Source organism: Draconibacterium mangrovi (genome assembly GCF_010586825.1).
In the GTDB taxonomy this organism is placed as follows: domain Bacteria; phylum Bacteroidota; class Bacteroidia; order Bacteroidales; family Prolixibacteraceae; genus Draconibacterium; species Draconibacterium mangrovi.
This window is the reverse complement of sequence record NZ_JAAAGB010000001.1, coordinates 1,391,568-1,414,549: the sequence shown is the minus strand read 5'-3', so window position 1 is coordinate 1,414,549 and position 22,982 is coordinate 1,391,568. Positions and strand designations below refer to the sequence as shown.

The following is a 22,982-nucleotide window of genomic DNA, read 5'->3' as shown; positions in this document are numbered from 1 at the left end:
TTTGCTATCAATGCTTTATATTTGATAGACAAAACTGTTAATCCATGAAGTTGAAAGAAATTCGAATACTTGTATTTCTGTTGATCTTGCCGGCACTTTTGTTTGCACAGGAAGATTTACTGACCGGTCAGAAAACCACGCCCTACGATCTGCTGTCAAGCTATTACAACCAGGATTTTAAGCCCTTTCAGAAAGGTAATTTTTATGTGGGACTGGCTTTTTCGGTAACCGATAAAAACCTTACCAATACCAATTACCTGATTCAACAGGTGGTTGAGGGCGACCGGCTCGACTACAATGTGTTGTTAAAAGGCGGTTATTACACCGGCGATTACGGAATGGCGATTATTAACTTCAATTATTTCCAGGACCGCTTTGGTGGTACCGTTTTTCAGGATCCCGACACCGTGCAGTCGAACACCCTAAAACGTGGATTTGCAGTTAGTCCGGGGTTTCGTTCGTCGGTGCCGTTAACACCAAACGAACGACTGAGTTTTTTCACCGAATTTGGGTTTACGCTGGGCGGCAACAGCTCGCTTACACGTGATATCAGGAATATCGACGAGATGAATAAAACACACAAAAAGGAGTTCATTTTTGGCGTGGGATTAAGCCCGGGAATAACCTTTTTTGCGATGGAAAATTTTGCTTTCGAAGTGCAGCTGAACAACGTGTTGGGCTACAAACTAAATGTTGCACGAAGCAGTGTTAACGAAGGCCCCGAATCAAAACAGGTGCGTCAGAATGTCGACTTTCGGATTAACCTGCTTTCGCTCGACCTTGGGCTGGCCTACTATTTTGGAGCCAAGAAAAACAGAAAGGGGGCAGGCAAATGAAAAGGTCAGTATACATAGCAGCAATTCTTTTGGTGTTGTTCTCCTGTGTTAAGGAAGATCATTTCGGACTGTCGCCCTACGGAAATATTAAAAAGTTACTGGTAAGCAACCAGGCCGGCAATGCCATAATCGACACCGATAAGCAAACCGTTACCATTGAAATTCCCGGAGGCGTTGAGCTTTCGTCGCTGGTAATCCAGGAAATGGAACTTTCGTCGTTTGCCACGGCCGATAAAACTGTTGGCGATGTTATCGACCTGAGCGGTGAGGCCACCATCAATGTAGTTGCCGAAGATGGCAGTGCGTATGTGTGGACGATCGAATCGTTTGTTGCATCGGCCACACCGCAACTGAATAACGCCGATTTGAATACCTGGTATAAAACCAGTTCGGGTTATTACGAGCCAGGCACCGATGCGGCTTCCACCATTTGGGGCACCGGAAACCAGGGCACCCAGATTTTGGGGAAAATTGCCACAACACCTTACGATTTGGGTAATGGAAATACTGCTGCTCTTATGGAGACCTATGATCTGGGGTTGGCCGGTGTTCCCTTAAAAACACCTATTGCCGCCGGATCGTTGTTTACCGGTTATTTTGATTCTGATAAACTGGATCCGACCGACCCCGAAGCTGCCGTGATATTTGGAACGCCGTTTACGGGGCGGCCTGATAAAATCCGTTTTACCTACTCTTATGTGCCGGGTGCTACTAATAAAGACCGCGAAGGAAATGTGCTGGATTACGACGATAACTGCGATGTTTATGTGTTTCTGGAAGTGCGTTTGGGCGGAGAAATACAACGTTTGGGAACCGCCTGGTTCCGCAGCGATGTAAACCAACCGGAAATGATCACCAAAGAAATGGATGTGGTTTATGGTCCGCTTGATAACTCGTACCCCGATTATATGAAACCGGATGACGGGAATTTTGTGTCGGGCGATTCCGCAACTTATATGTTGCCTACACACATCTCCTTTGTGGCTTCGTCGAGTTACGATGGCGCCAACTTTGCCGGAGCTGTTGGCAGCAAACTTATTATCGACGATGTGGAAATGGTTTATGATGAGGAATAAAAAAAGCTTCTACGCGTGCAGAAGCTTTAAATTGTTGAACTGAAGTGGATCTATTTGCTATCAATCTTTCTTTCCCCAGGTGAGCACAATAACCAGTCCCATAATTGCCAGTAATAAGGAATAGGCAATTACGTCAACTACCAATACCTTCAGGTTGTAGAGGGTGGTCATGGAGTACATCATCAGGTCCATGGTTAGCGCCATTAGCAAACCAGCCAGAGCACCTGTTTTTATGCCATCTCCAATTCCCGAAGCACCAGACCATTTAAGGATCAGCGTTAAAAGTAATCCCAAAATCAGGTTTGATAGGATCATGGCCCACCAAACCATTTCAGTGTCTAATCGGTTGGCACATGCGTTGGAATTGGCTTCCATAAAACCGGCCAGCAGGAATCCATAAACCAGCCATCCGAGAAAGAAAAAGGTGATTCCGCCAAAAAGAGTTCCCCTTAAAATTTTCATAATTATTTTTTTTAAAAGTTTAGTGGTGATAATTTATTCAAAAAGCTTCGATAAATCTTAACAGACGAGTCAATAGATTTATATTTAGGTTATTAGTGTCAACAACCAAAACAATTTTCGAATTTTACATTCAACTTTTTTACAATTACGGGCTGTTCGGCCCAAAAAATTATAATTTTAACGATCCTGAAAAATTTAATGATGAGAGTAACACTATTTTGCGTGCTGCTATGGGCAGCATTTACACTGAATGGATTTTCACAGCAGAGTGATAATGATTTACGTTTAAAAAGCTTTCACACCATCTCGAGCAACGAGTTAATGGAGTTTGCCACCGAACTAAGCACTGATAAATACGCGGGGCGTTTGTCGGGCTCCCCCGAGTATATGGAAGCTGCCAAATGGTGTGCATCGAAGTTCGAAGAGTGGGGCGTTAAGCCGGCAAATAACGGCAGTTACTTTCAGTATTTCCCGAACGAATATTCCGAAGTAAACTCGCTGGGATCGGTGGTTTATTTTAACGGAGATGAAAAAACCTACCTCGATTTTCCGGAAGACTATATCCCGGGCTCCAACTCGGCGAGTGGTACTGTTCAGGCCGAACTGGTTTATGTTGGGCACGGAATTACAGCTCCTGAACTGGATTACGACGACTATAAGAATGTTGATGTAAAAGGTAAAATTATCATTCTTGAAAGCGGAACGCTTTACACCAAAAACGATGAGACACTGGGCAAATGGACGCCTTACGCTTATCACCGGTATAAATTCAGGAATGCGGTAAAACACGGTGCTGCCGGAATGATCTATGCCAGTAAGCTGGCCAATCCGAACACGGTAAATCTCGAAGGTTTTGTTTATGCACACGTCGATGCAAAAGTTGTTGAGAAAATTATGGCGGATGCCGGGAAAGATTACCGGCAAATTCGCGAGCAGTTGAAAAATATGGAAACACCATCGTTTGAGCTGCCGGCAGAACAAAAAGTGTTTATCCGCGCCGAAACAAAATATTTCCCCGATGCACAGGCTTGCAACGTGGTTGCCATGATCGAAGGTTCCGATCCGGAACTGAAAGATGAGGTAATTATTATCGGCGGTCACCTCGACGGGCAGGGGCAAATGGGCGATGTAACGTTCTCCAGTGCACTCGATAATGCATCGGGTATCAGCGATATTTTGGGCGCGGCAAAAGCTTTGGCAACATCAGAAGTTAAGCCAAAACGTTCGGTACTTTTTATCCTTCTTGGTGGCGAAGAATGTGGTTTGTACGGTTCGAAATATTACTGTAAAAATCCGCTGTTCCCGGTGGAGAAAACCAAAATGATGATCAACCTGGATATGGTTGGAAACGGCACCGCTTTTTATGTGTCGGGAGGAAAAACGCACAGCCAGTTGTTTAGCCATTTTGAAAAAGCCAATACTGATTTTATCCACCGCGAAATGGGAGCATCAGCAGTTACGAAAAACTATGGTCGGCCACGTTCCGATGCATCGGTTTTTGAAGATGCCGGTATAAAAACATTTGGCCTGTGGACCCGCAACTCGGTGTATCCGGTGCATTACCATATGCCCGCCGACAAAACAAATGTGTTAACTCCCGAAATAATGGAAGATGCTGCAAAACTGCTTTATCTGGGCGTTTTGGGTGTGGCAAACGACACGAAACTCTAGCGGCGATAAAAGATCAGTTCAACTTTTTATCGATTTGTCTTGTTACTCTGCTAATACTACTTGTATGGCACCTATGAAATCGAAAAAAGAACACTTTAAGCAAACCCTGCTCGATCTGGCGAAACGAAAAGATCTCGTTCCGGGAATTTACAACTATTGCGATCGTTGGTGCGAACGTTGTACCATGACGCAGAAATGTTTGACCTATTTGCATGAACAGGAAAACAAAATTGGAGATGATTCGCTAAATCCCGACGAAGAGAACAAAAACTTTTGGGATCAGATACGCCTGGCCTGGGAAGTAACCATTGAAATGATTGAAGAGGATGCCGACAAAGAGGGGATTGACCTAAGCGATGTTGAAGATATTGAATTGCCCGAACACATAGAAACACCACTGGAAGTACAAGCGAGGAATTACGGAATCAACATCCATAAATGGATGAATAAAAACAAGGAGTTTTTCGCGACCAAAGCTGAAAAACTGGTGATGATCGACGACGATGAGTCGATGATAAAATATCGCGATGCAGCAGAGGTAATTCAGTGGTACAGTGCTTTTATCGGTGCCAAAGTTCACCGTGCTCATTTGGAGCTGGAACAGCGGCAAAACGATCCTGAGGATGAATACGGCTTGTACGCCGATAACCTGGGATCAGCAAAAATTGCTATTATTGGCATTAAACGATCAATGGATGCGCTGTCGGTATTTTACGCCGGTTTTAGTGAGCTGGAAGATGAAATCCTGCAGTTTTTACTCGAGCTGTCGCAAATAAAAAAACAAATGCTAAAAACATTTCCGGGCGTAATGGAATTCAAAAGACCGGGTTTTGACGATTAATTTCCAAACTTTACTTGTATCCTGCTCCTTCTGTATTATTTTCACATCAGAAAAATACAAATCATGCAATACGAAGGCAACATACGAAAAATGATCACCGAGCTTCATGCGCCGGTAAAATATACACTACCCATCGGCGACGAACAAATTGATATGAACGCGCTGATCGGGAAAGAAATCTCGATGCAATTCGACGGACAGATTAATTGTGTGTCGTGCGGCAAGAAAACAAAAACATCGTTTAGCCAGGGATTTTGTTATAACTGCCTTCAAACGGCTCCCGAAGCCAGCGAGTCGATCATTCGTCCCGAATTATCAAAGGCGCATTTGGGAATTGCACGCGATATGGAATGGGCCGAAAAACACGATCTGATCGACCATTTTGTATATCTGGCCGTGTCGAGCGCTTTAAAAGTTGGTGTTACCCGCGGTCATCAGATTCCTACCCGCTGGATCGACCAGGGAGCCAGTTATGCCATGAAAATAGCCAAAACACCCAACCGCCATATTGCCGGTGTTATAGAGGTATTTCTGAAAGATCATTTTACCGATAAAACCAACTGGCGGTCGATGTTGAAAAACGAAGTGCTGAAAGATTTTGATTTGGCAGCCGAAAAAGAACGTATTGCCAATTTATTACCACTTGAATTGCAGAAATACTTAGATCCTGAAAACGAGGTAACCGAAATAAATTATCCGGTTGAGCAGTTTCCTGACAAGATAAAAAGTATTGGTTTTGATAAACTACCGGAAGTTACCGGAACGCTGGCCGGCATAAAAGGGCAGTATTTAATCTTCGATGACAGCCGGGTTTTAAATATCCGGAAGCACAACGGTTATTTTTTGCGGGTGGCAATGTAGTTCATCAGCTCGATTAGCGATTCGCGAGCCTCGCAGTCAGGAAATTCTTTAAGGCCGGCAATTGCCCGGTCTTTAAATTCATTCATTTTTTGCTCGGCGTATTCAAGTCCGCCTTTTTCGGTTACCAGTTGAATCAGTTCTTCAACAACTGCCGAACTGTTATTTTTGCGTTTTATCAGCCTCAGAATACGTTTGCGTTCACTTCTGTCGGCTTCGTTTAACACATGAAGCAGCGGCAGGGTAATTTTCTTTTCCTTAATGTCGTTACCCGTTGGTTTACCCAAAAGGCCTTTCGACTGGTAATCGAAAATATCGTCTTTTATCTGGAAAGCAATTCCGGCATCCTGCCCAATGCTGTACATTTTCTCAATGATAACTTCATCATCAACTGCCGATGCAGCGCCAATAGCCATACTGGTTGCAATTAACGAAGCTGTTTTTTTGCGAATGATCTCGAAATACGTTTCATCATCGATGTCGAGTTTGCGGCTTTTTTTCATCTGCAGGATTTCTCCCTCGGCCATATCCTGAACCGCACGCGAAATAAGATGAAGGAAATTGTATTTTTTGCTTTCGAGTTGCAGCAGCAGTCCGCGGGCTAAAATATAATCGCCCACCAAAACGGCCAGTTTGTTTTTCCAAAGCGCTTTTACGGAAAACGATCCGCGGCGCTCGTACGACTCGTCAACCACATCGTCGTGTACCAGCGTGGCGGTGTGCAATAATTCCACCGAACAGGCCGCCAATTTCGAAGATTCATTGGTTCCGCCGTGCAATTTTGCCGATAAGAACACAAACATGGGGCGCAGTTGTTTGCCTTTGGTACGGTAAAGGAAGTTTAAAACGGTTGCCAGCAGAGGAATATCGCTCTGCAACGATTTCTTAAAATAAGGTTCAAAATCATGCAGTTCCTGTTCAATTGGGGCCTTTATTTTATTTATCGTGGTCATTCCTTTTTCCGCTTCACTTTTGATGAACGAACTTAGAATAATTTTAAATAAAAAACAGACATTTTATTTAAAAATTCTAAAAATTGCCGATTTTGTACAAATGTTAGATATCCGTGCGAAAAAAAGCAGTAAACAAGTCTCAAATATTTATATATTTGCATTTTTAAAGGTATAACCATGGTAGATATCAAGGAGATAAATGTAGAACGATTGGAGGTCGCTGCCAGTATGTTGAAGGCAATGGCACACCCGATGCGCATTGCTATTCTGAAGCATCTGGAAGGGGGAAAAAAACTAACAGTTACCGAGATTCACGAACTGCTAAAGATAGAGCAGTCAACTACATCGCATCACTTAGGCATTTTGCGCGACAAAGGTGTTTTGTGCTCAAAGCGTGAAGGGAAGAATACCTACTATTACCTGAGATACAATATTTTAAGCCAGATTGTTGACTGTCTGGAAACCTGCACCTGCGATTAAAAAAATGATTACGATAGGAAAAGCCGCTGATTAAGATCAAGCGGTTTTTTTATGCGAAAAATTAAAGGTTTTCTTATTTTGTAGTTCATTTTTATGAAACATTAGCCCGGGTATTTTAATCTAATTTTCAACTAATTTGAAAACCGACCAATTTATCAGGAAGTACGGAAGCATATTGTTATTTGTTGTTTGTATTGTAGCTTTTTGGCAGGTAGCCTTTCTTCAAAAAGGTATGAAATGGGATTTTGTGGATGCCTATTTGCCGGCTCGCTACTTTTTTTCTGAAGCGGTGTTAAACAATATTTTTCCTTTTTGGAATCCTTATCTATTGTATGGAGTACCGTTTTATGCCGATCTGGTTTCGGTTTTTAATCCGGAATTTTGGATTGTTGCCAATATGTTTGGTTATTCGAATATTACTCTTCAGTATGTTTTTTTAGCTTATGTATTTCTGGCCGGAGTTAATTTCAGGTATTTTCTGCAAAGGTTCAAAGTAGACGAATCGCTTGCACTTTCGCTGGCAATTGCTTTCATGCTTTCCGGTTTTACGGTGGGCAATGCTCAGCATATTGGTTTTATTGCCGGATACGCTTTGTTGCCCCTTGTTGTTGCCGCTTATGTGCTGTTTGCAAGGCAGCCTGAAACAAAAAGTTTGCTGCGTTTGGCCCTCGTATTTTTATTGATGGTTTTCGCTAGCTACCCGGGTATTACAATCATTATTTCCTATTTGTTACTGTGTCTGTTTTTTTTCTATTTGGTTTTATCCATCAAAAGAAAAGAGCGTGTTAAGCGTTTTCTTGTTTATCATCTGATTTTGGCAGGTATCGTAATTGTTGGAAGTTTCGTTTTGCTGCTGGCTTATTCGCAGGCACACCCCTATTTAAGCCGATATTCCGGTTTAACGCTCGAAGCTGTTTTGAGGCATCCGTTTTCTTTGCACTCATTCTGGTCGTTTCTGTTTCCATACAGTACAACAACGGATGTGGCTTTTTTTAACACCGATCCGTCCATGTCGAACGCATATTTCGGATTGTTCGGATTAACGTTGCTGGTTTATGCGTTAACCGGTAAGATCAAACAAAAAGTAGGTGTGATCTTTTTGTTGTTTGCAGTATTTTCTTTGTTAAACGCATTGGGCAGTCAGTTCTTTTTAAGGGAATTTCTGTACGATCATTTCCCATCTATGAACATGTTTAAGTATCCATCGATTTTCAGGGCACTTAGCATCTTTGGTTTTCTGGCTTATGCGGGTCTCAACTTGAAGTTTGATGATATTACATCCGCAAATAGAAAGAAGCTGCTTACAGTTAATGGTATGTTAGCGATTATTATTTTGTTCGTTGTTGTGCGATCGGCGGCACGGCTTGAAGCTTTTGTATTTTTCGACTTCGAATTGTCATTGATCGATCGTTTGCAAAAAACAACAATTAATGAGGCTTTTGTTTTGCAGGGCATTCTTCATTTATTGTTGTTGGGGTGCTTTGTTGTAGTGCTGGTTTTCAAACAAAAATATTTACCCGTAGCTATTGTATTTCTGTTTGTCTTCGATGGAATTCTTTCAACACAGTTGAATTTGCATTACACGGTTGTAGGCGATGTTGATCCTGTAAAATTCAAGACATATTTAGATTCAAAACCCAAAGGATTTCCTATTCCGGAGTTGCATCCGATTGGCGAAAATTCGGACAAAAATGCTTCTGGTACATTTTCCTGGAGAAACAACAATGTGTTTCCAAAACGACCTACATTTGACGGGTTGGTTTCGTTTAAAACTGATGGTTATTCCACGTTAAGCGATGATTTTCCGAAACTTTTGGATGTGATGAAAAAGCAGCCGCTTTTTTTCTTTTCCGATGATGTCCGGGTATACGAAGACACTGCTAACATTGGCCAGAAAACCGTTTTGGTAGAACCCTCTGACTTGCACATGATCAACGGAAAAACTCTTCAGCATCATCAGACAGATAGATTAGAAATAACGAGCTTCTCTCCCAATAAGGTTGTTTTGCAAACCGAAACACAAAGTGAGCAATTGTTGGTTTTTCAACAGAATTACTTTTCAGGATGGAAGGTGAAAATCGACGGAAAAGAGCAGAAAGTAGTTCGGGCAAACTATACTTTAATGGGCACGCTTATTCCGGCCGGAGAACATATTGTTCAGTTTAGATACAGTAACAGGCTTATAGTCGTGTTTTTTGTTGTCTCAATGCTGGTACTAATGGTACTGGCAAGTCTGCTTATTTATTTTCATTGGAAAGAACATTTAAAAAACAGGCAAATTATTCTGTGGTTGGCCTTTGGGTTTATGCTGCTTTTCGTTGTTTTTAGTGGGATAAACAGGTGGCGCTATCAAAAAAGTAAAAGCAAATTATTGCCTGAAATCACACAAGAATTCGAAGCGTTAAAAAATACCGATGTTACAACGTTTTTGAGTTATGCCTCAGGCACTCAGGTTGAGGTGCCAAATACAGGTCATCAATTTTTTCTGGACGAAAATATGAATGTGGCCACTTTTGGAAAGTTGCTGGCCGAAACGCATACGCCTCAATTTGCGCTGGCTTGGGTTAATGGAGCCATTAGCATAGAGGTGAAAGAGTTGTTTACTTCCTATTTCCCTGAGGTAGTGAAAGAGAGAATCTCAGGGAACTCGGGTTTTATTCTGGCCCGGGAAGGCGAAGATAAAATGTCTGAATTTGATGAAGATTTTGAGCAGGAAACAAAACGTGTTTGGGAAATAGACAGGAGCAGGATAAAAACCGACTCGATTACTGCGAATGGTTATTACACTTTTATGCCAAGCCAAAGATGGGGAGCAGTATTAAATATTAACATCGATGAGACTAATAGCGATCTGCAAAAAATTACGGTGTTGGGCGATATACGTTTCCCCGAAGTATTTTCGGAGGTAAACATGGTTATTACCATATCGCGGGGCAAAGAGCAAAAGGAATATTATACCCGGGAAATAAGTGATTTCACGTACGAAACTGGAGTGTGGTCGCGGTTCGCCGTTGTAAAAATGGTTGATTTTAACTTGCATTCAGGTGACGTAATTCATATTTACTTATGGAACAGGACAGAGGCCAGGTTTGATGTCGATAACCTGAAAGTGAAAATGTATAATGGTAATTAGAACCAATCTCCGGATGAGCCTGCAAAGTAGAGCCATTTTCTTATTTTTACCTAAAATTATTCGATTATGAAACTCGTTTTTGCAACAAACAACAAACATAAACTGGAAGAATTACAGGCTATCTTGGGCGATCATTTTACCCTGCTTAGCCTAAAAGATATTGAATGTTTCGACGAAATCCCTGAGGAACAGCCCACATTGGAAGGAAATGCCAGCCAAAAGGCCTATTACATCTACGACAAATTTGGCATGAATTGTTTTGCCGACGACACAGGTTTGGAAATTAAGGCCCTGAATGGTGAGCCAGGAGTTTTCTCGGCACGCTATGCGGGTGAAGACAAAGATTCGGAGGCGAATATGAATAAGGTGCTCGGAAAACTGGCTAAAATAAATGAGCGGGAAGCACGTTTTAGAACTGTAATTTCGCTGGTAATTGATGGCGAAGAAAAACAATTCGAAGGCATTGTAAACGGCGAGATTCTCAAAGAAAAACGTGGAGGTTCGGGATTTGGTTACGACCCCATTTTTAAGCCGGAAGGACTCAACCAGTCGTTTGCTGAAATGGGCCTCGACGATAAAAACAAGATCAGTCACCGGGGCAGAGCCGTACAAAAGCTGGTCGACTATTTAAAAAAGCTCGATTAAATGAAACGAAGACTTATACTTTCTGCATTTTTATTATTGACCTTTTTTCTTTCGCAAGCCCAGCGCCAACAGGGTTCGTGGCAAGACTATCTTTCGTATAATAAAGCCAGCAAAATTGCGGTTTCACCCGATAAGGTTTTCTGTGTTACCGAGGGCGGACTGTTTTATTACGATCTGGAAGACAATAGTGTAAATAAATTTGGTGGTGCCATTCAGTTGTCTGATTTTGGGGTAAGCACCATTGCTTACAGCGAACAGAACCAGGTACTGGTCATTGCTTATTCAAACAGTAACATCGATTTGCTTTACGAAAATGGCGAGGTGGTTAACCTGTCGGATATAAAGCGAAAAACTATCGCAGGGAACAAAGTCATCAACAACATTTCTTTCTCAGAAAATGTGGCCTATCTGGCCTGTGGTTTTGGAATTGTCGTGCTCGACCTGGATCGTCAGGAAGTAAAAGATACTTATTATATCGGCGACGGTGGTTCGTCGTTGGAGGTAAATGACATTGAAACGGATAACAACTCGATTTTTGCCACTACGAACCAGGGAATTTATCGGGCGGATAAAAATGAACCCAACCTGGCCAATTTTGCCAACTGGATTCATGTGGATGATATTCCGCATCCCGATGGTATTTTTAATCATTTGGTTTACCATGCCGGAAACGTAATTGCCAACTTCTCAGCCGGAGAGTGGTACCAAGACGAAATGTATATGCTGAATAACGGCTCATGGGAGCCTTATAATCCTGAAATACGCTTTGCTTTCGACCTGCAGAGTAACGGAAACTACCTGAGTATTGCCAGTCGCGATGTGGTTTTTATCATCGACAACAATCACACGCAAATAGGACGGATTGATAGCTACAGATTTAATGACCGAACAGTAGAAAGTATCGCTCCAAAAAGTGCGGGTGTGTCAGCCGATGGCTCGGTTTGGATTGCTGACAACAAAGAAGTGCTGGTACGCTATTACAGCGAAAATTTTGAGCAAACCTTACCTCCCGGGCCAATCAATAACGACATGTATTTTGTTGGGGCCTTTAATTCGGAGATATGGATGAGTGCGGGAAGTACCAATGGCTATGTAAGCCCGGTTTTTCAGCGTTTTGGCAGCGATGGCTGGACCTACTTTACCGATCAGACGCATCCCGAACTGCGAGGATTTCATAATATATTAGCTGTTGAAGTGGATCCCCGCGATCCGGATCATTTTTTTGTGGCCAGCTGGGGCGGTGGATTGCTGGAATACCGTAACGATGAGCTGGTAGAACGCTATTATAACCTGAACAGCCCGTTGGAAACCGCTTTACCCGAACAACCCAACGAGCCATTTACACGTGTTGGTGGTATGAGTTTCGACTCGGAAGGAAACCTGTGGATTACCAATGCCGAGTGCGCACATAACCTGCACAAATTAACGCCCTCAGGCGAGTGGGAATCGTTTGAGTTGCCCGAAATCGCCAACCGATACAATGTTTCTGATATTATTGTGAATGCAAACGATGATAAATGGATGCTTATTCCGGGTGGACACGATGCGTATGTTATCAATAAAACCGGCGACCAGAAAAAAAGGCTGTTGGTGGAGACCTATTTCAGCAATGGTACAGACAATATTATTACCCCGATGCATGATGTTTTCTCCATTGCCGAAGACCGGAACGGAGCCATTTGGATTGGTAGCGGGCAAGGGGTGGCAGTGTATAGCAGCCCATCGCGAATCTGGAATTCGGAGAACTTTTATGCCACACACCCGGGGCTTGATTTAAACGATGGTATTTACCATCCCTTGCTTGAAACCGAGACCGTTACAGCTATTGCGGTTGACGGTGCTAACCGGAAATGGCTGGGAACACAAAACTCTGGAGTCTTTTTGGTATCGGAAACAGGCGAGGCGGAAGTGTTGCATTTCACCACCGAAAACAGCCCGTTGCTTTCGAATAATATTCTGTCAATTGCCATCAATCAGAAAAATGGTGAGGTGTTTTTTGGAACCGACAAGGGACTGATCTCTTACCAGGGAGAAGCCACGGGAGGAGCAGATACGTACAGTAATGTTTACGTTTATCCAAATCCGGTGCGCGAAACCTACGACGGACCGGTTACAGTTGCCGGACTAATTGAAAATACTGATGTGAAAATTACCGACATCACCGGAAACCTGGTATACAAAACCACATCGTTTGGCGGACAGGCAGTTTGGGACGGAAAGAACCTGAATGGCAAGCGCGTAAAAACCGGCGTTTACCTGGTGTTTTGTAACGATGAGAATGGGGAAGAAACCCACATTACAAAAATACTTTTCATTCATTGATTGGGATTCAAAAGCAGCTTAACTGAGTTATGATTACGGCTACCGAAGGCATTGTTTTGCACACAATAAAATATGGCGAGAGCAGTGTTATTACCACTGTTTTTACCAAAGAATTTGGGCGGCAAAGCTACCTGATAAATGCTGCCCGAAGCCGGAAATCGAAAAATAAGGCCGGTTTGTTGCAGCCCCTGTTTATGGTTGAACTGGAGGCTTACCAGAAGCAATCGCGCGACCTGCAACGGATCAGGGCAATGAAAAGCCTGACTACCTACCAGGAAATTCCTTTTGACATTGTAAAATCAACGCAGGCCATTTTTCTGGCCGAAGTGCTTTATAAAACCATTCACGAACAGGAAAGTTACCCGGAACTGTTTGAGTTTATAAAAAACGCTTTGCTGTATCTTGATCTGATGGAGGAAGGCAAAACAAATTTTCATCTTTATTTTCTGTTTCATTTAACCGAGTATCTTGGTTTTATGCCCGACACCACACAAACCGGTTTTGAAGGCTGGCTCGATTTGCAAAAGGGTGCAGTGGTACCTTTTGAGCCTTCGCACCCGATGTTTGCCAATAAGGAAGCAACGGCGGTTTTGGTAAAACTGGCTTTGCTGAAAATTAACGAACTGGATAGCTTGAAATTAAAACGCACCATGCGCGATACGCTGCTTGCAAAGTTGGTAGATTATTACCGCCTGCATTTTGATACGTTGGGTGAGATAAAATCGCTAAAAGTGCTTCAGGAAGTTTTTTCCTGATCGTCTTTCACAATAACGACTTCATAAGTGTAAAGTTCGGCGGTTTTCCATCCGTCCCAACCAATTCCGGCTTTGTTTTTCGCGCATCTTCCCAGAAATTCTTCTTTGCTCCAGCCCGTTTTTTCGGCTACCTGTGGCAAAAATGTACCCGAATTTAAACCGCTTTTTATATAAATGCCGTGTTTCCCCAGTTCAAATTCATCAATCGATTTAATCTTTTTCAGTGGAGATAACACCGAAACTTCCAGTGTCATATTTTCCAGATCGGAAGGTTCAATCGGGTCGAAACGCTGGTCGTTTGTAGCGGAGACGGCAAAGCGTTTAATCATTTCGCGCAATGTTTTATTACCGGCAAATCCGCCAATGCACCCGCGTAATTCATTGTTGATATAAATGCTGATAAAAGCACCGGCTTTCTGATCAAGGATGCTGTCATCAGTCTTTTTAGGCTTCTGTTCTTTTACTTCCTCGCCTAAAAATCGGGCAATTGAATTTCGGGCCAGCTGCAGAATTTCCTGTTTTTCAGTGGGACTGATTTCAAAAACGGCTTTTTCGTAAACACCAATAGCCCAGTAGCCCACCACGCGGTCTTTTTCGCCGTAAAGCCGGCTGTCGCCCGAGTTTTTGTAGGCCAGTTGTTTGAACTCAAAATCCCTGTTTTTAGTGAGGTAAAGCAGCGTTAATACCGATGTCCAGCCACATAACGAGGTGGCAAGGTTGCCAATCTTTTTCTCCTTGTTCTTTTCAATAGCTTTTAACAGTTTTTTGGGTTTGTTTTTGCAAATGGCATCAGCCGTTAACTGGTCTGCCAACTTTGCATTTTCATAGCTCGGAAAATGCGAAAAGTCGGTGCTGATAACAAATAAATTGTCAGGTGTAAAGTAAGGCCTCAGTGCTTTTGCCAGCTTTTTGCAAATGCCGGCCGAGTGGGTTCCAAGTATAATTGGTACCAGAGTAAAATCATTTCCCAAACGATATTGCAAAAACGGTAACTGCACCTCCAAACTGTGTTCGTAAAAGTGCGATTCATCATTCTCGGTAAAAACCGACGATGAGGCAAGCAATTGTTTTCCGATCTTTTTATTCACTGTGATTTCGCCCAGCGGAGTTTCGTAATTTCCTTCGGTATAAACTGCGGCTCCGCCAAAAGTATAACGATGGCTCGATGCCAACACAAAAATATTCTGATAGCTTTTATTTGCCGGAATCTGTTTGAAAGCGGCCGCTGCAACTTCTCCGCTAAAAATATAGCCTGCATGCGGCGAAATAATGGCACGCAGCGGTTGCGAGGTTTTTACAGTAACGGCACTGTCAAAAAGTTCTTCCAGCTCATTTCGCAGAGTGTTGGAAGATGAAGGGTAAAATTGTCCGGCCACTGCGGGCTCGCGGTTTTTATTATTGAATCGCATAGCTTCCTTTCTGCTAAAAGGTAATAATTCTATTACGCAACACAATGAAATTGGTTTGCGGACCGGTTTGTGAAGAAACATTTAAATAGCGTTTGTTTTTGGGGGCAGCGAATTTATAGGTGGAACAGATAACGTAAATTTACGTGAATACTAAATCTGAATGGACATAAACAAGGTACATAACGTTATTGATGTGCTGGCCGAAGCCGGAAGAGCGATCATTGAAGTGTATGAGAGTAACAACTTTGATGAGCAGCGAAAATCGGATAATACGGCAGTTACCCGGGCCGACAAAGCTTCGAGTAAGATCATTAATGCAGGCCTTGCACAAATTTTTCCCGAAATTCCTGTTTTAGATGAAGAAACCAACTTCCCGGAGTACGAGATTCGTAAAACCTGGGAGAATTACTTTTTGGTCGATCCGCTGGATGGTACCAAGGAGTTTATTAAACGAAACGGCGAATTTTGCATCAACATCGGATTGATAAACAAAACAGTCCCGGTAAGCGGATGGATTTACGAACCGCTTAAAGAAAAAGGCTGGTATTGCGGTAAAGGCGGCGGGATTTATGAGTTCGACAGCAAAGGGAATTTCAAAGAAATGCAGAAGCCCGAGCCGTACAACGGAAAAATAAGGGTGGCCACCAGTCGCTCGTTTTTTAAACCCCGCGAAGCCGAGCTGATCGAAAAAATGAAAGGCACTTTTGAGCTGGAGATCCTGCATTGCGGCAGTTCCAAAAAGCAAATAGAGATCATAAAAGGAAACGCGGATATGTACCTTAAAGCCGGTCCGTGCTCCGAGTGGGATACTGCACCCGGCCAGTTGATGGTAGAAGAGTTTGGCGGCAGTGTTTTTCGTCAGGATACCTTTGAAACCATGGCCTATAACAAAGCCATTCTTAAAAATCCGCATTTTGTAATGCTTAACGAAAGGCTTAATACCCCGGATTTTGTTGCTTTTATGCAACAAATTATTCAAGAGTAGCTCGCCTGCTCAACTTTTCTTTTTAATAAATAAAACCTAACTTGTTCAGCGCGCGCGGGATATTTTCGTCGCATTAATCAAAAAACAAAAAAGATGAAACGTACATTTATTTTATTGACAGTGGTAGTAGCAGCAGCACTCCTTTTTGCCGGATGCGCAACACAATCGTTTGAAAATATTGGCGATCCTCCGGGATTTATAAAAGGCATTTTTCACGGTTTTATTTTGCTGTTCAGTTTTATTGCCAGTCTTTTTACCGATTACGAAATTTATGCTTTCCCCAATGCAGGAGGCTGGTATAACTTTGGTTATCTTATTGGTGTGATGATGTTCTTTGGCGGTGGTGGCGCCGGTGCCAAATGCAAAAAATAGACTCCCCGAAAATAAATTTTTTAGTTGCGAACAACATGCTGTGCAAAACTTGCGTTTGATTACAAAAACGGACGCAGGTGTAATGCGTATCTTCGTGGTGAGTTTTAAACAGGAAAACAGATTTAAAATTATTAGACAGATGAATAGGATAGTTGTTCTTTTAGCGATTCTTGCATTAACTGCATCTTCATGTAAGATATTCCAAAAATCGTCGGGTCAGGCCGAATCGGCTTATACTACCGACACTACAGCACCAACAAAAGTGTTTACCGTTCCGGGTAGCGAAACAACCACGCAGCCAACAGCTGTGACAAAACCCGAACCGGTGGCCGACGAAAAACCAATTGCAATACGTAAAGAGCAGGTTTCGTTTACCAGCGAAACAGATCAGACTGCTAATGCCGGAAACACTTACTTTGTGATTTTGGGGTCGTTTAGCCAGTTAGACAACGCAAAAAATTACCGTACAACACTTATCGATGAAGGTTTTACACCGATCATCCTGCACAGCGAAACCGGTTATTACCGTGTTTGTGTTAATTCGTACAAAAGCGAAAACGAAGCGCGTGGAAGAGTTGCCCAGGTACGTAATGCTTTCCCGAAATACTCGGATGTATGGCTTTTAATTAAAGAATAGAAAATATTTCAAATTGATTTGAAGACGCCGCTTTATGCGGCGTTTTTTGTTTTTGTATTTTATTAATCTTCATTTTAAGCGCGTTAAATATTTTTCTCGCAGATGACGCAAATTATCGCTGATTGTCTTTCACCGGAATGAATATTTTTCTGCGAATATCTGCGTAATCAGCGTGAAATAAGAGAATTTGGCGGATATCAGGAATGTTTAAAAATTCTTAAAATCAACAACAAAGGGCTTACGGGTGTTATAAATTCAGAATTTATTGGAAATCAGTATTACATTTGTAATCGTTGCAAAAAACGAATACCCATTCTAGAAAGAAAACATATATGTGTAAAGACGAAAAGCAGACGTTATTGGATCAACGCTACCTGAAGATGGCCGATATATGGGCGCAAAACTCCTACTGTAAACGCCGCCAGGTAGGTGCCTTAATTGTAAAAGATAAAATGATTATTTCTGACGGATACAACGGAACGCCGTCGGGATTCGAAAATAATTGCGAAGACGAAGACAACAAAACAAAACCATACGTATTACATGCCGAGGCCAATGCCATTACAAAGGTGGCTAAGTCGGGGAACAGTAGCGACGGTGCCACTTTGTACGTTACTTCATCGCCTTGTTTAGAGTGTTCGAAACTGATAATTCAGGCCGGAATTAAGCGAGTGGTTTTTACCGAGAGCTACCGCCTGGAGGATGGAATAAACCTGTTAAAACGTGCTGATATTGAAGTAACGCAGGTTGATATATAAAGGCAAAAGTTTCAAGAGAAAAGGCAAAAGTGAAATTTTGCCGGACTCTACCGGTTGTTTGCCGCCGTGTTATACATTAAAATTAGGCCGGGTTTTGTTATCAGCAATACCGGCCAATAAAGAAAGCCTATGAACAAGAAAACAACAATACTTTTACCTGTACTGATTGCCATTGCCGTAGCAGCAGGTATTCTAATCGGAAACCTTTTAAGCCGAAATGCTGCTACTCCGGCATTTCACGGAATGGGTTTTACGCAACCCAATAAAATCTCCACTATTCTCGATTTGGTTAACAGGGGATATGTAGATAGTGTAAATACCAATGAAATTGTTGAAAGTACGATTCCGGAGATACTAAAAAATCTCGATCCGCATACCAGTTACATTCCTGCCCGCGATATGAGCGAAGTGCAGGAGGAAATGAGTGGTAATTTTTCAGGTATCGGGGTACAGTTTTCTATTCAGGAAGATACGGTACGTGTAATTGAGGTAATTCCCGAAGGCCCGTCAAGCCGGGTGGGTGTTTTGCCCGGCGACCGCATTGTTACTGTCGACGACTCGTTGATTGCCGGTGTAAAAGTGCACAACAACACGGTGATGTCGCTGTTGCGTGGCGAAAAAAACTCGAAAGTTCGGGTGGGAATCGTACGCTCGGGTTACGCCGACGAATTGGAGTTTGAAATTACCCGTGGCGATATTCCGCTTTACAGCGTTGATGTGTCGTACATGATTGACGACCATACCGGTTTTATAAAAATTAGCCGTTTTTCGAATGCCACCTACCGCGAGTTTATGGAGGGAATGCTGAAGCTGAAAGAGGCAGGTGCCGAAAAAGTAATTATCGATTTAAGAAGCAACCCCGGTGGGGCACTGGTTGGCGTGTTGCAAATGGTTGACGAATTTCTGGAAAAAGGAGAACCAATTTTGTACACCGAAGGCCTGCATCAGCAACGAAAAACCTACAATGCTTCGGCAAAAGCAACTTTCTCCGACATTGGTGTTTATGTAATGATCGACGAGTTTTCGGCCTCGGCAAGCGAGATTTTTGCCGGCGCCATGCAGGATAACGACCGTGGATTTGTGATTGGGCGCCGTTCGTTCGGAAAAGGACTGGTACAGGAGCAAATTCCGTTGATGGACGGATCGGCATTGCGCTTAACAGTGGCGCGTTTTTACACACCCAGCGGACGCTGTATTCAAAGTTCGTACGAAGATGGCAACGACGAGTATTACGATCATATTTACGAGCGTTTTCACAATATGGAGCAGTTGGTAGCCGACAGCATTCATTTTGTTGATTCGTTGCGCTACGAAACCAAAGGCGGACGCGTGGTTTACGGCGGTGGCGGTATTATGCCCGACTTCTTTGTGCCGGTTGATACCACAGGAAATTCGGAGTATTTCAATCAGATTTACCGAAAAGGACTGATTTATTCGTTTGCTTATGCTTATGCCGATTCGCACCGCGAGGAACTTTCGAATTTCCCCTCAGCCGGCGAGCTCGAGAATTATATGGACCAACACAACGCCATGAACGAATTTATTGCCTATGCCGAGGAGAAGGGCGTGAAACGAAATGCTGAAGGTTTAAAGATATCGGGGAAGGTGATTAACACGCAAATGAAAGCTTATGTTGCCCGGAACATCATGGGCGAAGAAGGTTTTTACCCGATAATCAAACAAATTGATAAAACGCTGTTGCGCGCCATCGAGGTGTCGCAGCAAAACCTGATGGTGCAGAATGTGGTGGCTACCGATTCGGTGGTTTCGGTGTTGCAATAAGATAATTTATCCGCAGGTATAGAAAGATCCGGGCCGTATTATCTGAAAAGATAAACGACCCGGATTTTTTTTGAAAGGCTATTTTGAATTACGTCGCCCCGGGCTATAATAAAGCGCACTTTCAGCGCTCTTTTTATTATTTTAATCCGACAGCAAATATGTTATAGGGCTGAAAGTCCGTAGTAATTTAGCCCCGGGTAAACGCACCGCCGGATGGCGGAAGTGTCGCCCGGGGTTAATGTTAAGCATTAGAAAAGGCGCAAATGCAAAAGCATATTGAAAATGAAACGTGTCATGCGCCTCATATAGAGACCCCTTTTTAGAAAATTAAACGTAAAATATTTGCGTACAAAGGGTAGATATCCCGAAGGGATAAAACATGATTAAGCTCGTGTGAAAACCAGGAGCGGGTTTTTTAAGAATTCCAAGGTGGTGGAATGCAATAAGTTTTGGGATAGATCAGGTGCAAAGGCTACTAAGATTGTGGTTGAAGAATAAGGTTTTTGTTTACCACGTAAGAATCAACGGCCTTTTTGGTTCCGGAACTTGATTGCAATGCATAAAACCTGATCTGTAAAGAATAAACCTTAGTAGTAAGGTTTTAACATAGAAATCAAACCTTATTACCTTATTGGCAAAACCAAAACCACCTTTTTTAGCGTGAAATGGCAGTCGGGAGAGCTGATTTTCAAAAAATAATTGATGAAATAGTACTGAATGCTAAAAAGTCGGCATTGAAATTTAAAGAAAACGAACTGTTTCCTAAAAAGTACTAAGTTATATTCAATGAAACTGCGGTGTATCCTAAAAAGTATAGGTTAATATTTAATTAAACAGCACCGTATCCTAAAATCTAACAATATACATTTTATGAAATGGTGCTGTTTTCTAAAAACATTTAATTGAGATTTTAGCAAACAACTCAGTATTATTAAAAGTAATTGGAATAAATGTATTAACTTACAGAGGCATAATACCGATTAAATATCGAAATGAGCCTTTGGTTCGCTTACTCCCAAAGCCTCTTTCGTTTATTATCGGCATTAACTCCCGAATCAAGTTCGGGACAGGCTATTGCAATTTCACTGTTTCGTTTAAGGCTCACATTGAAATGCAATTGGTATAACAGTTTGTTTAAAGAGAATTAAGTAATGGCTATAAACAATCTTACACCGATTACTCCCGAATTGCTTTACGATGGTTTGGTTGAAAAACTTCCGGATAAAAAATCGAGAATGAAAGAATTTATCAGCGAAAACAAAAGCAGCGGAAATAGCTATATGGATTTATTTGCCCAAACGGTTCGTGTTTACGGAAAGCGCGACGTTGCAGACTATGGCGAACTGTTAGGTGTAAATTACAGGCATTTGGATGGTGCTGTACGATGGATGTCGGGGATGGGAGTGCACGCCTGGATGACTGAATACCTGCGCCTGGTAGCGTGCGATTTGGTAGAGCACACCGATTTTAGTTTTAAGGAAATTGGTAAGATTATGGGCTTTTCGCAAAGCAGCTTTTCGCAGTTTTTCAGGGCCTATCAGAAAATGCAGGCGTGGGAATACCGGAACCTTAAACGGCATGGGCGAAAAAGAAGGTATTTTCGGCGATGAAGGTTGGTCATTGGTCATTAGACATTAGTCATTGGTCATTAGTCATTGGTCACTAGTCAGTAGACATTAGTCAAAAGGAAGGTGATGAGAAATCAGTATCTGGTATTGAGTATTCAGTAATGAGTTTCCAGTATCGGGCATCCAGTATCCAGTAACCAGCATCCAGCATCCAGTTGAGCGAAGCGAAATCCCGACCGGAAGCGTCGGGGCATCCAGTATCCAGTAACAAATTTCTCGCTGTGTTCGAAATGACAGCATCTCGGCACTCGTATCTCGTAACTAATGTCTACCGAAACTATTTCGATATTTCCAACATCCGTTGAATCGGGATCTGAGCTTTTTCAATTACGTCTTGTGGAAGTGTAACCTCCGGCTGTTCGTGTTTTAAACAGATGTACAGCTTTTGCAGGCTGTTTAGCTTCATGTACTCGCAATCGTTGCAGGCGCATGTTGAATCGTTCGATGGTGCCGGAATAAATATCTTATCCGGACAAGCTTTGGTCATCTGGTGCAGAATACCGCTTTCGGTTGCTACAATAAATTTCCTGGCATCGCTGCTCTGTACGTAGTTCAGCAGGGCAGTAGTTGATCCAATATGTTTGGCCAGCAGTAATACCGGTTTTTCGCACTCGGGGTGGGCGATAAATTCGGCATCAGGATGTGCATCCATCAGGTCGATAATCTTTTCTACCGAATATTGCTCGTGAACCATACAGGCACCGTCCCACAACACCATGCTGCGGCCGGTTATGCTGTTAATGTAGTTTCCCAGGTTTTTATCCGGTGCAAAAATCAGCTTCTGATCTGCGGGGAAACTGTCGACAATTTTTTTGGCATTGGCCGATGTACAAACAATGTCGGACATGGTTTTTAACGCCGCCGTTGCATTTACGTAGGTAATTACCTTGTGGTCGGGATATTTGGCTTTGAATTCAGCAAATTTATCAGCCGGCGCCGACTCGGCCAGCGAACAGCTTGCTTTTAGGTCGGGAAGGATCACTTTTTTATCGGGATTGATGATCTTGGCTGTTTCGGCCATAAAATGCACCCCTACAAAAACAATCATTTCGGCATCGGTACTGGCTGCCGCCTGGGCCAGGCCAAGGCTGTCGCCAACGTAGTCAGCAATGTCCTGTAGCTCTCCCTCAACGTAAAAGTGGCTGAGTATTACAGCGTTCTTTTCCTTTTTCAGGCGTTTAATTTCTTCAACCAACTTAAGGCTCGGATCAATTGTCTCTTCAATATAACCCTTCTCGTCCAACATTTTATCTATATGAAGCTGTTCCATCTCTTAGTTTCTGAATAAACAGGGCGCAAAAATATAAATTCCTGTAAAAAAAACAGTGATATCGGTTAAATGTTTGGTTTTGAAGCATAAAAAAAGCCGCATTAAAGCG

The 22,982-nt window shown here is 42.7% G+C and carries 20 protein-coding genes; 16 read left to right on the top strand and 4 right to left on the bottom strand.

Annotation, left to right across the window (positions count from 1 at the left end):
* Window positions 1–44 precede the first annotated feature (44 nt).
* Together G4420_RS05780 and G4420_RS05775 are read left to right on the top strand one after the other, a co-directional pair.
* A complete protein-coding gene (locus tag G4420_RS05780; protein ID WP_163322598.1) occupies window positions 45–836 on the top strand; it encodes a hypothetical protein in 792 nt (263 codons plus the stop codon).
* Window positions 833–1,912, top strand: coding sequence for a PCMD domain-containing protein (locus tag G4420_RS05775; protein ID WP_163322597.1), 1,080 nt, complete (start codon window positions 833–835; stop codon window positions 1,910–1,912). Before G4420_RS05780 ends, G4420_RS05775 begins: the two co-directional genes overlap by 4 nt.
* A gap of 60 nt (window positions 1,913–1,972) precedes the next feature.
* Here G4420_RS05775 and G4420_RS05770 read toward each other — a convergent pair whose 3' ends face one another.
* Window positions 1,973–2,374, bottom strand: coding sequence for a hypothetical protein (locus G4420_RS05770; protein WP_163322596.1), 402 nt, complete (start codon window positions 2,372–2,374; stop codon window positions 1,973–1,975).
* Window positions 2,375–2,575: 201 nt separating this feature from the next.
* Here G4420_RS05770 and G4420_RS05765 point away from each other — a divergent pair, with 201 nt between their 5' ends.
* The 3 genes from G4420_RS05765 (at window position 2,576) to G4420_RS05755 (ending at window position 5,747) form a co-directional block, all read left to right on the top strand.
* Entirely contained in the window at window positions 2,576–4,045 is a 1,470-nt protein-coding gene (locus G4420_RS05765) for a M28 family peptidase (protein WP_163322595.1), read from the top strand.
* A gap of 64 nt (window positions 4,046–4,109) precedes the next feature.
* Entirely contained in the window at window positions 4,110–4,886 is a 777-nt protein-coding gene (locus G4420_RS05760) for a hypothetical protein (protein WP_163322594.1), read from the top strand.
* 63 nt (window positions 4,887–4,949) lie between these two features.
* Window positions 4,950–5,747, top strand: coding sequence for a DUF2797 domain-containing protein (locus G4420_RS05755; protein WP_163322593.1), 798 nt, complete (start codon window positions 4,950–4,952; stop codon window positions 5,745–5,747).
* Here G4420_RS05755 and G4420_RS05750 read toward each other — a convergent pair.
* Window positions 5,723–6,697, bottom strand: coding sequence for a polyprenyl synthetase family protein (locus tag G4420_RS05750; RefSeq protein WP_163322592.1), 975 nt, complete (start codon window positions 6,695–6,697; stop codon window positions 5,723–5,725). The two genes, G4420_RS05755 and G4420_RS05750, sit on opposite strands and share 25 nt — an antisense overlap.
* A 177-nt stretch (window positions 6,698–6,874) precedes the next feature.
* Here G4420_RS05750 and G4420_RS05745 point away from each other — a divergent pair, with 177 nt between their 5' ends.
* The 5 genes from G4420_RS05745 to recO all read left to right on the top strand — a co-directional run bounded on the left by G4420_RS05745 (window position 6,875) and on the right by recO (window position 14,032).
* Entirely contained in the window at window positions 6,875–7,177 is a 303-nt protein-coding gene (locus tag G4420_RS05745) for an ArsR/SmtB family transcription factor (protein WP_045025876.1), read from the top strand.
* A gap of 136 nt (window positions 7,178–7,313) precedes the next feature.
* Window positions 7,314–10,310, top strand: a complete 2,997-nt coding sequence (locus G4420_RS05740; RefSeq protein ID WP_163322591.1) for a YfhO family protein — start codon at window positions 7,314–7,316, stop codon at window positions 10,308–10,310.
* Between the two features lie 66 nt (window positions 10,311–10,376).
* Window positions 10,377–10,955 (top strand): non-canonical purine NTP diphosphatase, encoded by a 579-nt coding sequence (locus G4420_RS05735; RefSeq protein ID WP_163322590.1) that lies wholly within the window; start codon window positions 10,377–10,379, stop codon window positions 10,953–10,955.
* Complete coding sequence (gene porZ, locus G4420_RS05730; RefSeq protein WP_163322589.1) at window positions 10,956–13,277, top strand: type IX secretion system anionic LPS delivery protein PorZ; 2,322 nt, start codon at window positions 10,956–10,958, stop codon at window positions 13,275–13,277. It abuts the gene before it with no gap.
* A gap of 29 nt (window positions 13,278–13,306) precedes the next feature.
* Complete coding sequence (recO, locus tag G4420_RS05725) at window positions 13,307–14,032, top strand: DNA repair protein RecO (protein WP_163322588.1); 726 nt, start codon at window positions 13,307–13,309, stop codon at window positions 14,030–14,032.
* Here recO and amrB read toward each other — a convergent pair.
* Window positions 14,014–15,441: an AmmeMemoRadiSam system protein B gene (gene amrB, locus G4420_RS05720; protein WP_163322587.1), complete on the bottom strand. Its 1,428-nt coding sequence runs from the start codon at window positions 15,439–15,441 to the stop codon at window positions 14,014–14,016. The genes recO and amrB overlap by 19 nt on opposite strands.
* A gap of 160 nt (window positions 15,442–15,601) precedes the next feature.
* Between amrB and G4420_RS05715 the strand changes: the two genes are divergently transcribed.
* The 6 genes from G4420_RS05715 (at window position 15,602) to G4420_RS05690 (ending at window position 21,585) form a co-directional block, all read left to right on the top strand.
* Window positions 15,602–16,426, top strand: a complete 825-nt coding sequence (locus G4420_RS05715) for a 3'(2'),5'-bisphosphate nucleotidase CysQ family protein (RefSeq protein WP_163322586.1) — start codon at window positions 15,602–15,604, stop codon at window positions 16,424–16,426.
* 93 nt (window positions 16,427–16,519) lie between these two features.
* A complete protein-coding gene (locus G4420_RS05710) occupies window positions 16,520–16,798 on the top strand; it encodes a hypothetical protein (RefSeq protein WP_163322585.1) in 279 nt (92 codons plus the stop codon).
* Between the two features lie 139 nt (window positions 16,799–16,937).
* Window positions 16,938–17,435, top strand: a complete 498-nt coding sequence (locus tag G4420_RS05705) for an SPOR domain-containing protein (RefSeq protein WP_163322584.1) — start codon at window positions 16,938–16,940, stop codon at window positions 17,433–17,435.
* A gap of 332 nt (window positions 17,436–17,767) precedes the next feature.
* Window positions 17,768–18,193, top strand: a complete 426-nt coding sequence (locus G4420_RS05700) for a deoxycytidylate deaminase (RefSeq protein ID WP_163322583.1) — start codon at window positions 17,768–17,770, stop codon at window positions 18,191–18,193.
* A gap of 129 nt (window positions 18,194–18,322) precedes the next feature.
* The gene (locus G4420_RS05695; RefSeq protein WP_163322582.1) at window positions 18,323–19,975 is read left to right on the top strand and encodes a S41 family peptidase; all 1,653 of its coding nucleotides are present in this window, start codon (window positions 18,323–18,325) and stop codon (window positions 19,973–19,975) included.
* Window positions 19,976–21,126: 1,151 nt separating this feature from the next.
* Complete coding sequence (locus G4420_RS05690; RefSeq protein ID WP_163322581.1) at window positions 21,127–21,585, top strand: helix-turn-helix domain-containing protein; 459 nt, start codon at window positions 21,127–21,129, stop codon at window positions 21,583–21,585.
* 295 nt (window positions 21,586–21,880) lie between these two features.
* Here G4420_RS05690 and nadA read toward each other — a convergent pair whose 3' ends face one another.
* A complete protein-coding gene (nadA, locus tag G4420_RS05685; RefSeq protein ID WP_163322580.1) occupies window positions 21,881–22,873 on the bottom strand; it encodes a quinolinate synthase NadA in 993 nt (330 codons plus the stop codon).
* Between the last annotated feature and the right edge of the window lie 109 nt (window positions 22,874–22,982).

What these genes read in the sequence shown, in the direction of transcription:
- G4420_RS05775 (WP_163322597.1), top strand. Translation starts at nt 833, where the DNA reads ATGAAAAGGTCAGTATACATAGCAGCAATTCTTTTGGTGTTGTTCTCC.
- nadA (WP_163322580.1), bottom strand. Translation starts at nt 22,873, where the DNA reads ATGGAACAGCTTCATATAGATAAAATGTTGGACGAGAAGGGTTATATT.
- G4420_RS05745 (WP_045025876.1), top strand. Translation starts at nt 6,875, where the DNA reads ATGGTAGATATCAAGGAGATAAATGTAGAACGATTGGAGGTCGCTGCC.
- G4420_RS05705 (WP_163322584.1), top strand. Translation starts at nt 16,938, where the DNA reads ATGAATAGGATAGTTGTTCTTTTAGCGATTCTTGCATTAACTGCATCT.
- porZ (WP_163322589.1), top strand. Translation starts at nt 10,956, where the DNA reads ATGAAACGAAGACTTATACTTTCTGCATTTTTATTATTGACCTTTTTT.
- G4420_RS05735 (WP_163322590.1), top strand. Translation starts at nt 10,377, where the DNA reads ATGAAACTCGTTTTTGCAACAAACAACAAACATAAACTGGAAGAATTA.
- G4420_RS05765 (WP_163322595.1), top strand. Translation starts at nt 2,576, where the DNA reads ATGAGAGTAACACTATTTTGCGTGCTGCTATGGGCAGCATTTACACTG.
- G4420_RS05710 (WP_163322585.1), top strand. Translation starts at nt 16,520, where the DNA reads ATGAAACGTACATTTATTTTATTGACAGTGGTAGTAGCAGCAGCACTC.
- G4420_RS05780 (WP_163322598.1), top strand. Translation starts at nt 45, where the DNA reads ATGAAGTTGAAAGAAATTCGAATACTTGTATTTCTGTTGATCTTGCCG.
- G4420_RS05770 (WP_163322596.1), bottom strand. Translation starts at nt 2,374, where the DNA reads ATGAAAATTTTAAGGGGAACTCTTTTTGGCGGAATCACCTTTTTCTTT.
- amrB (WP_163322587.1), bottom strand. Translation starts at nt 15,441, where the DNA reads ATGCGATTCAATAATAAAAACCGCGAGCCCGCAGTGGCCGGACAATTT.
- recO (WP_163322588.1), top strand. Translation starts at nt 13,307, where the DNA reads ATGATTACGGCTACCGAAGGCATTGTTTTGCACACAATAAAATATGGC.
- G4420_RS05695 (WP_163322582.1), top strand. Translation starts at nt 18,323, where the DNA reads ATGAACAAGAAAACAACAATACTTTTACCTGTACTGATTGCCATTGCC.
- G4420_RS05690 (WP_163322581.1), top strand. Translation starts at nt 21,127, where the DNA reads ATGGCTATAAACAATCTTACACCGATTACTCCCGAATTGCTTTACGAT.
- G4420_RS05700 (WP_163322583.1), top strand. Translation starts at nt 17,768, where the DNA reads ATGTGTAAAGACGAAAAGCAGACGTTATTGGATCAACGCTACCTGAAG.
- G4420_RS05715 (WP_163322586.1), top strand. Translation starts at nt 15,602, where the DNA reads ATGGACATAAACAAGGTACATAACGTTATTGATGTGCTGGCCGAAGCC.
- G4420_RS05760 (WP_163322594.1), top strand. Translation starts at nt 4,110, where the DNA reads ATGGCACCTATGAAATCGAAAAAAGAACACTTTAAGCAAACCCTGCTC.
- G4420_RS05750 (WP_163322592.1), bottom strand. Translation starts at nt 6,697, where the DNA reads ATGACCACGATAAATAAAATAAAGGCCCCAATTGAACAGGAACTGCAT.
- G4420_RS05755 (WP_163322593.1), top strand. Translation starts at nt 4,950, where the DNA reads ATGCAATACGAAGGCAACATACGAAAAATGATCACCGAGCTTCATGCG.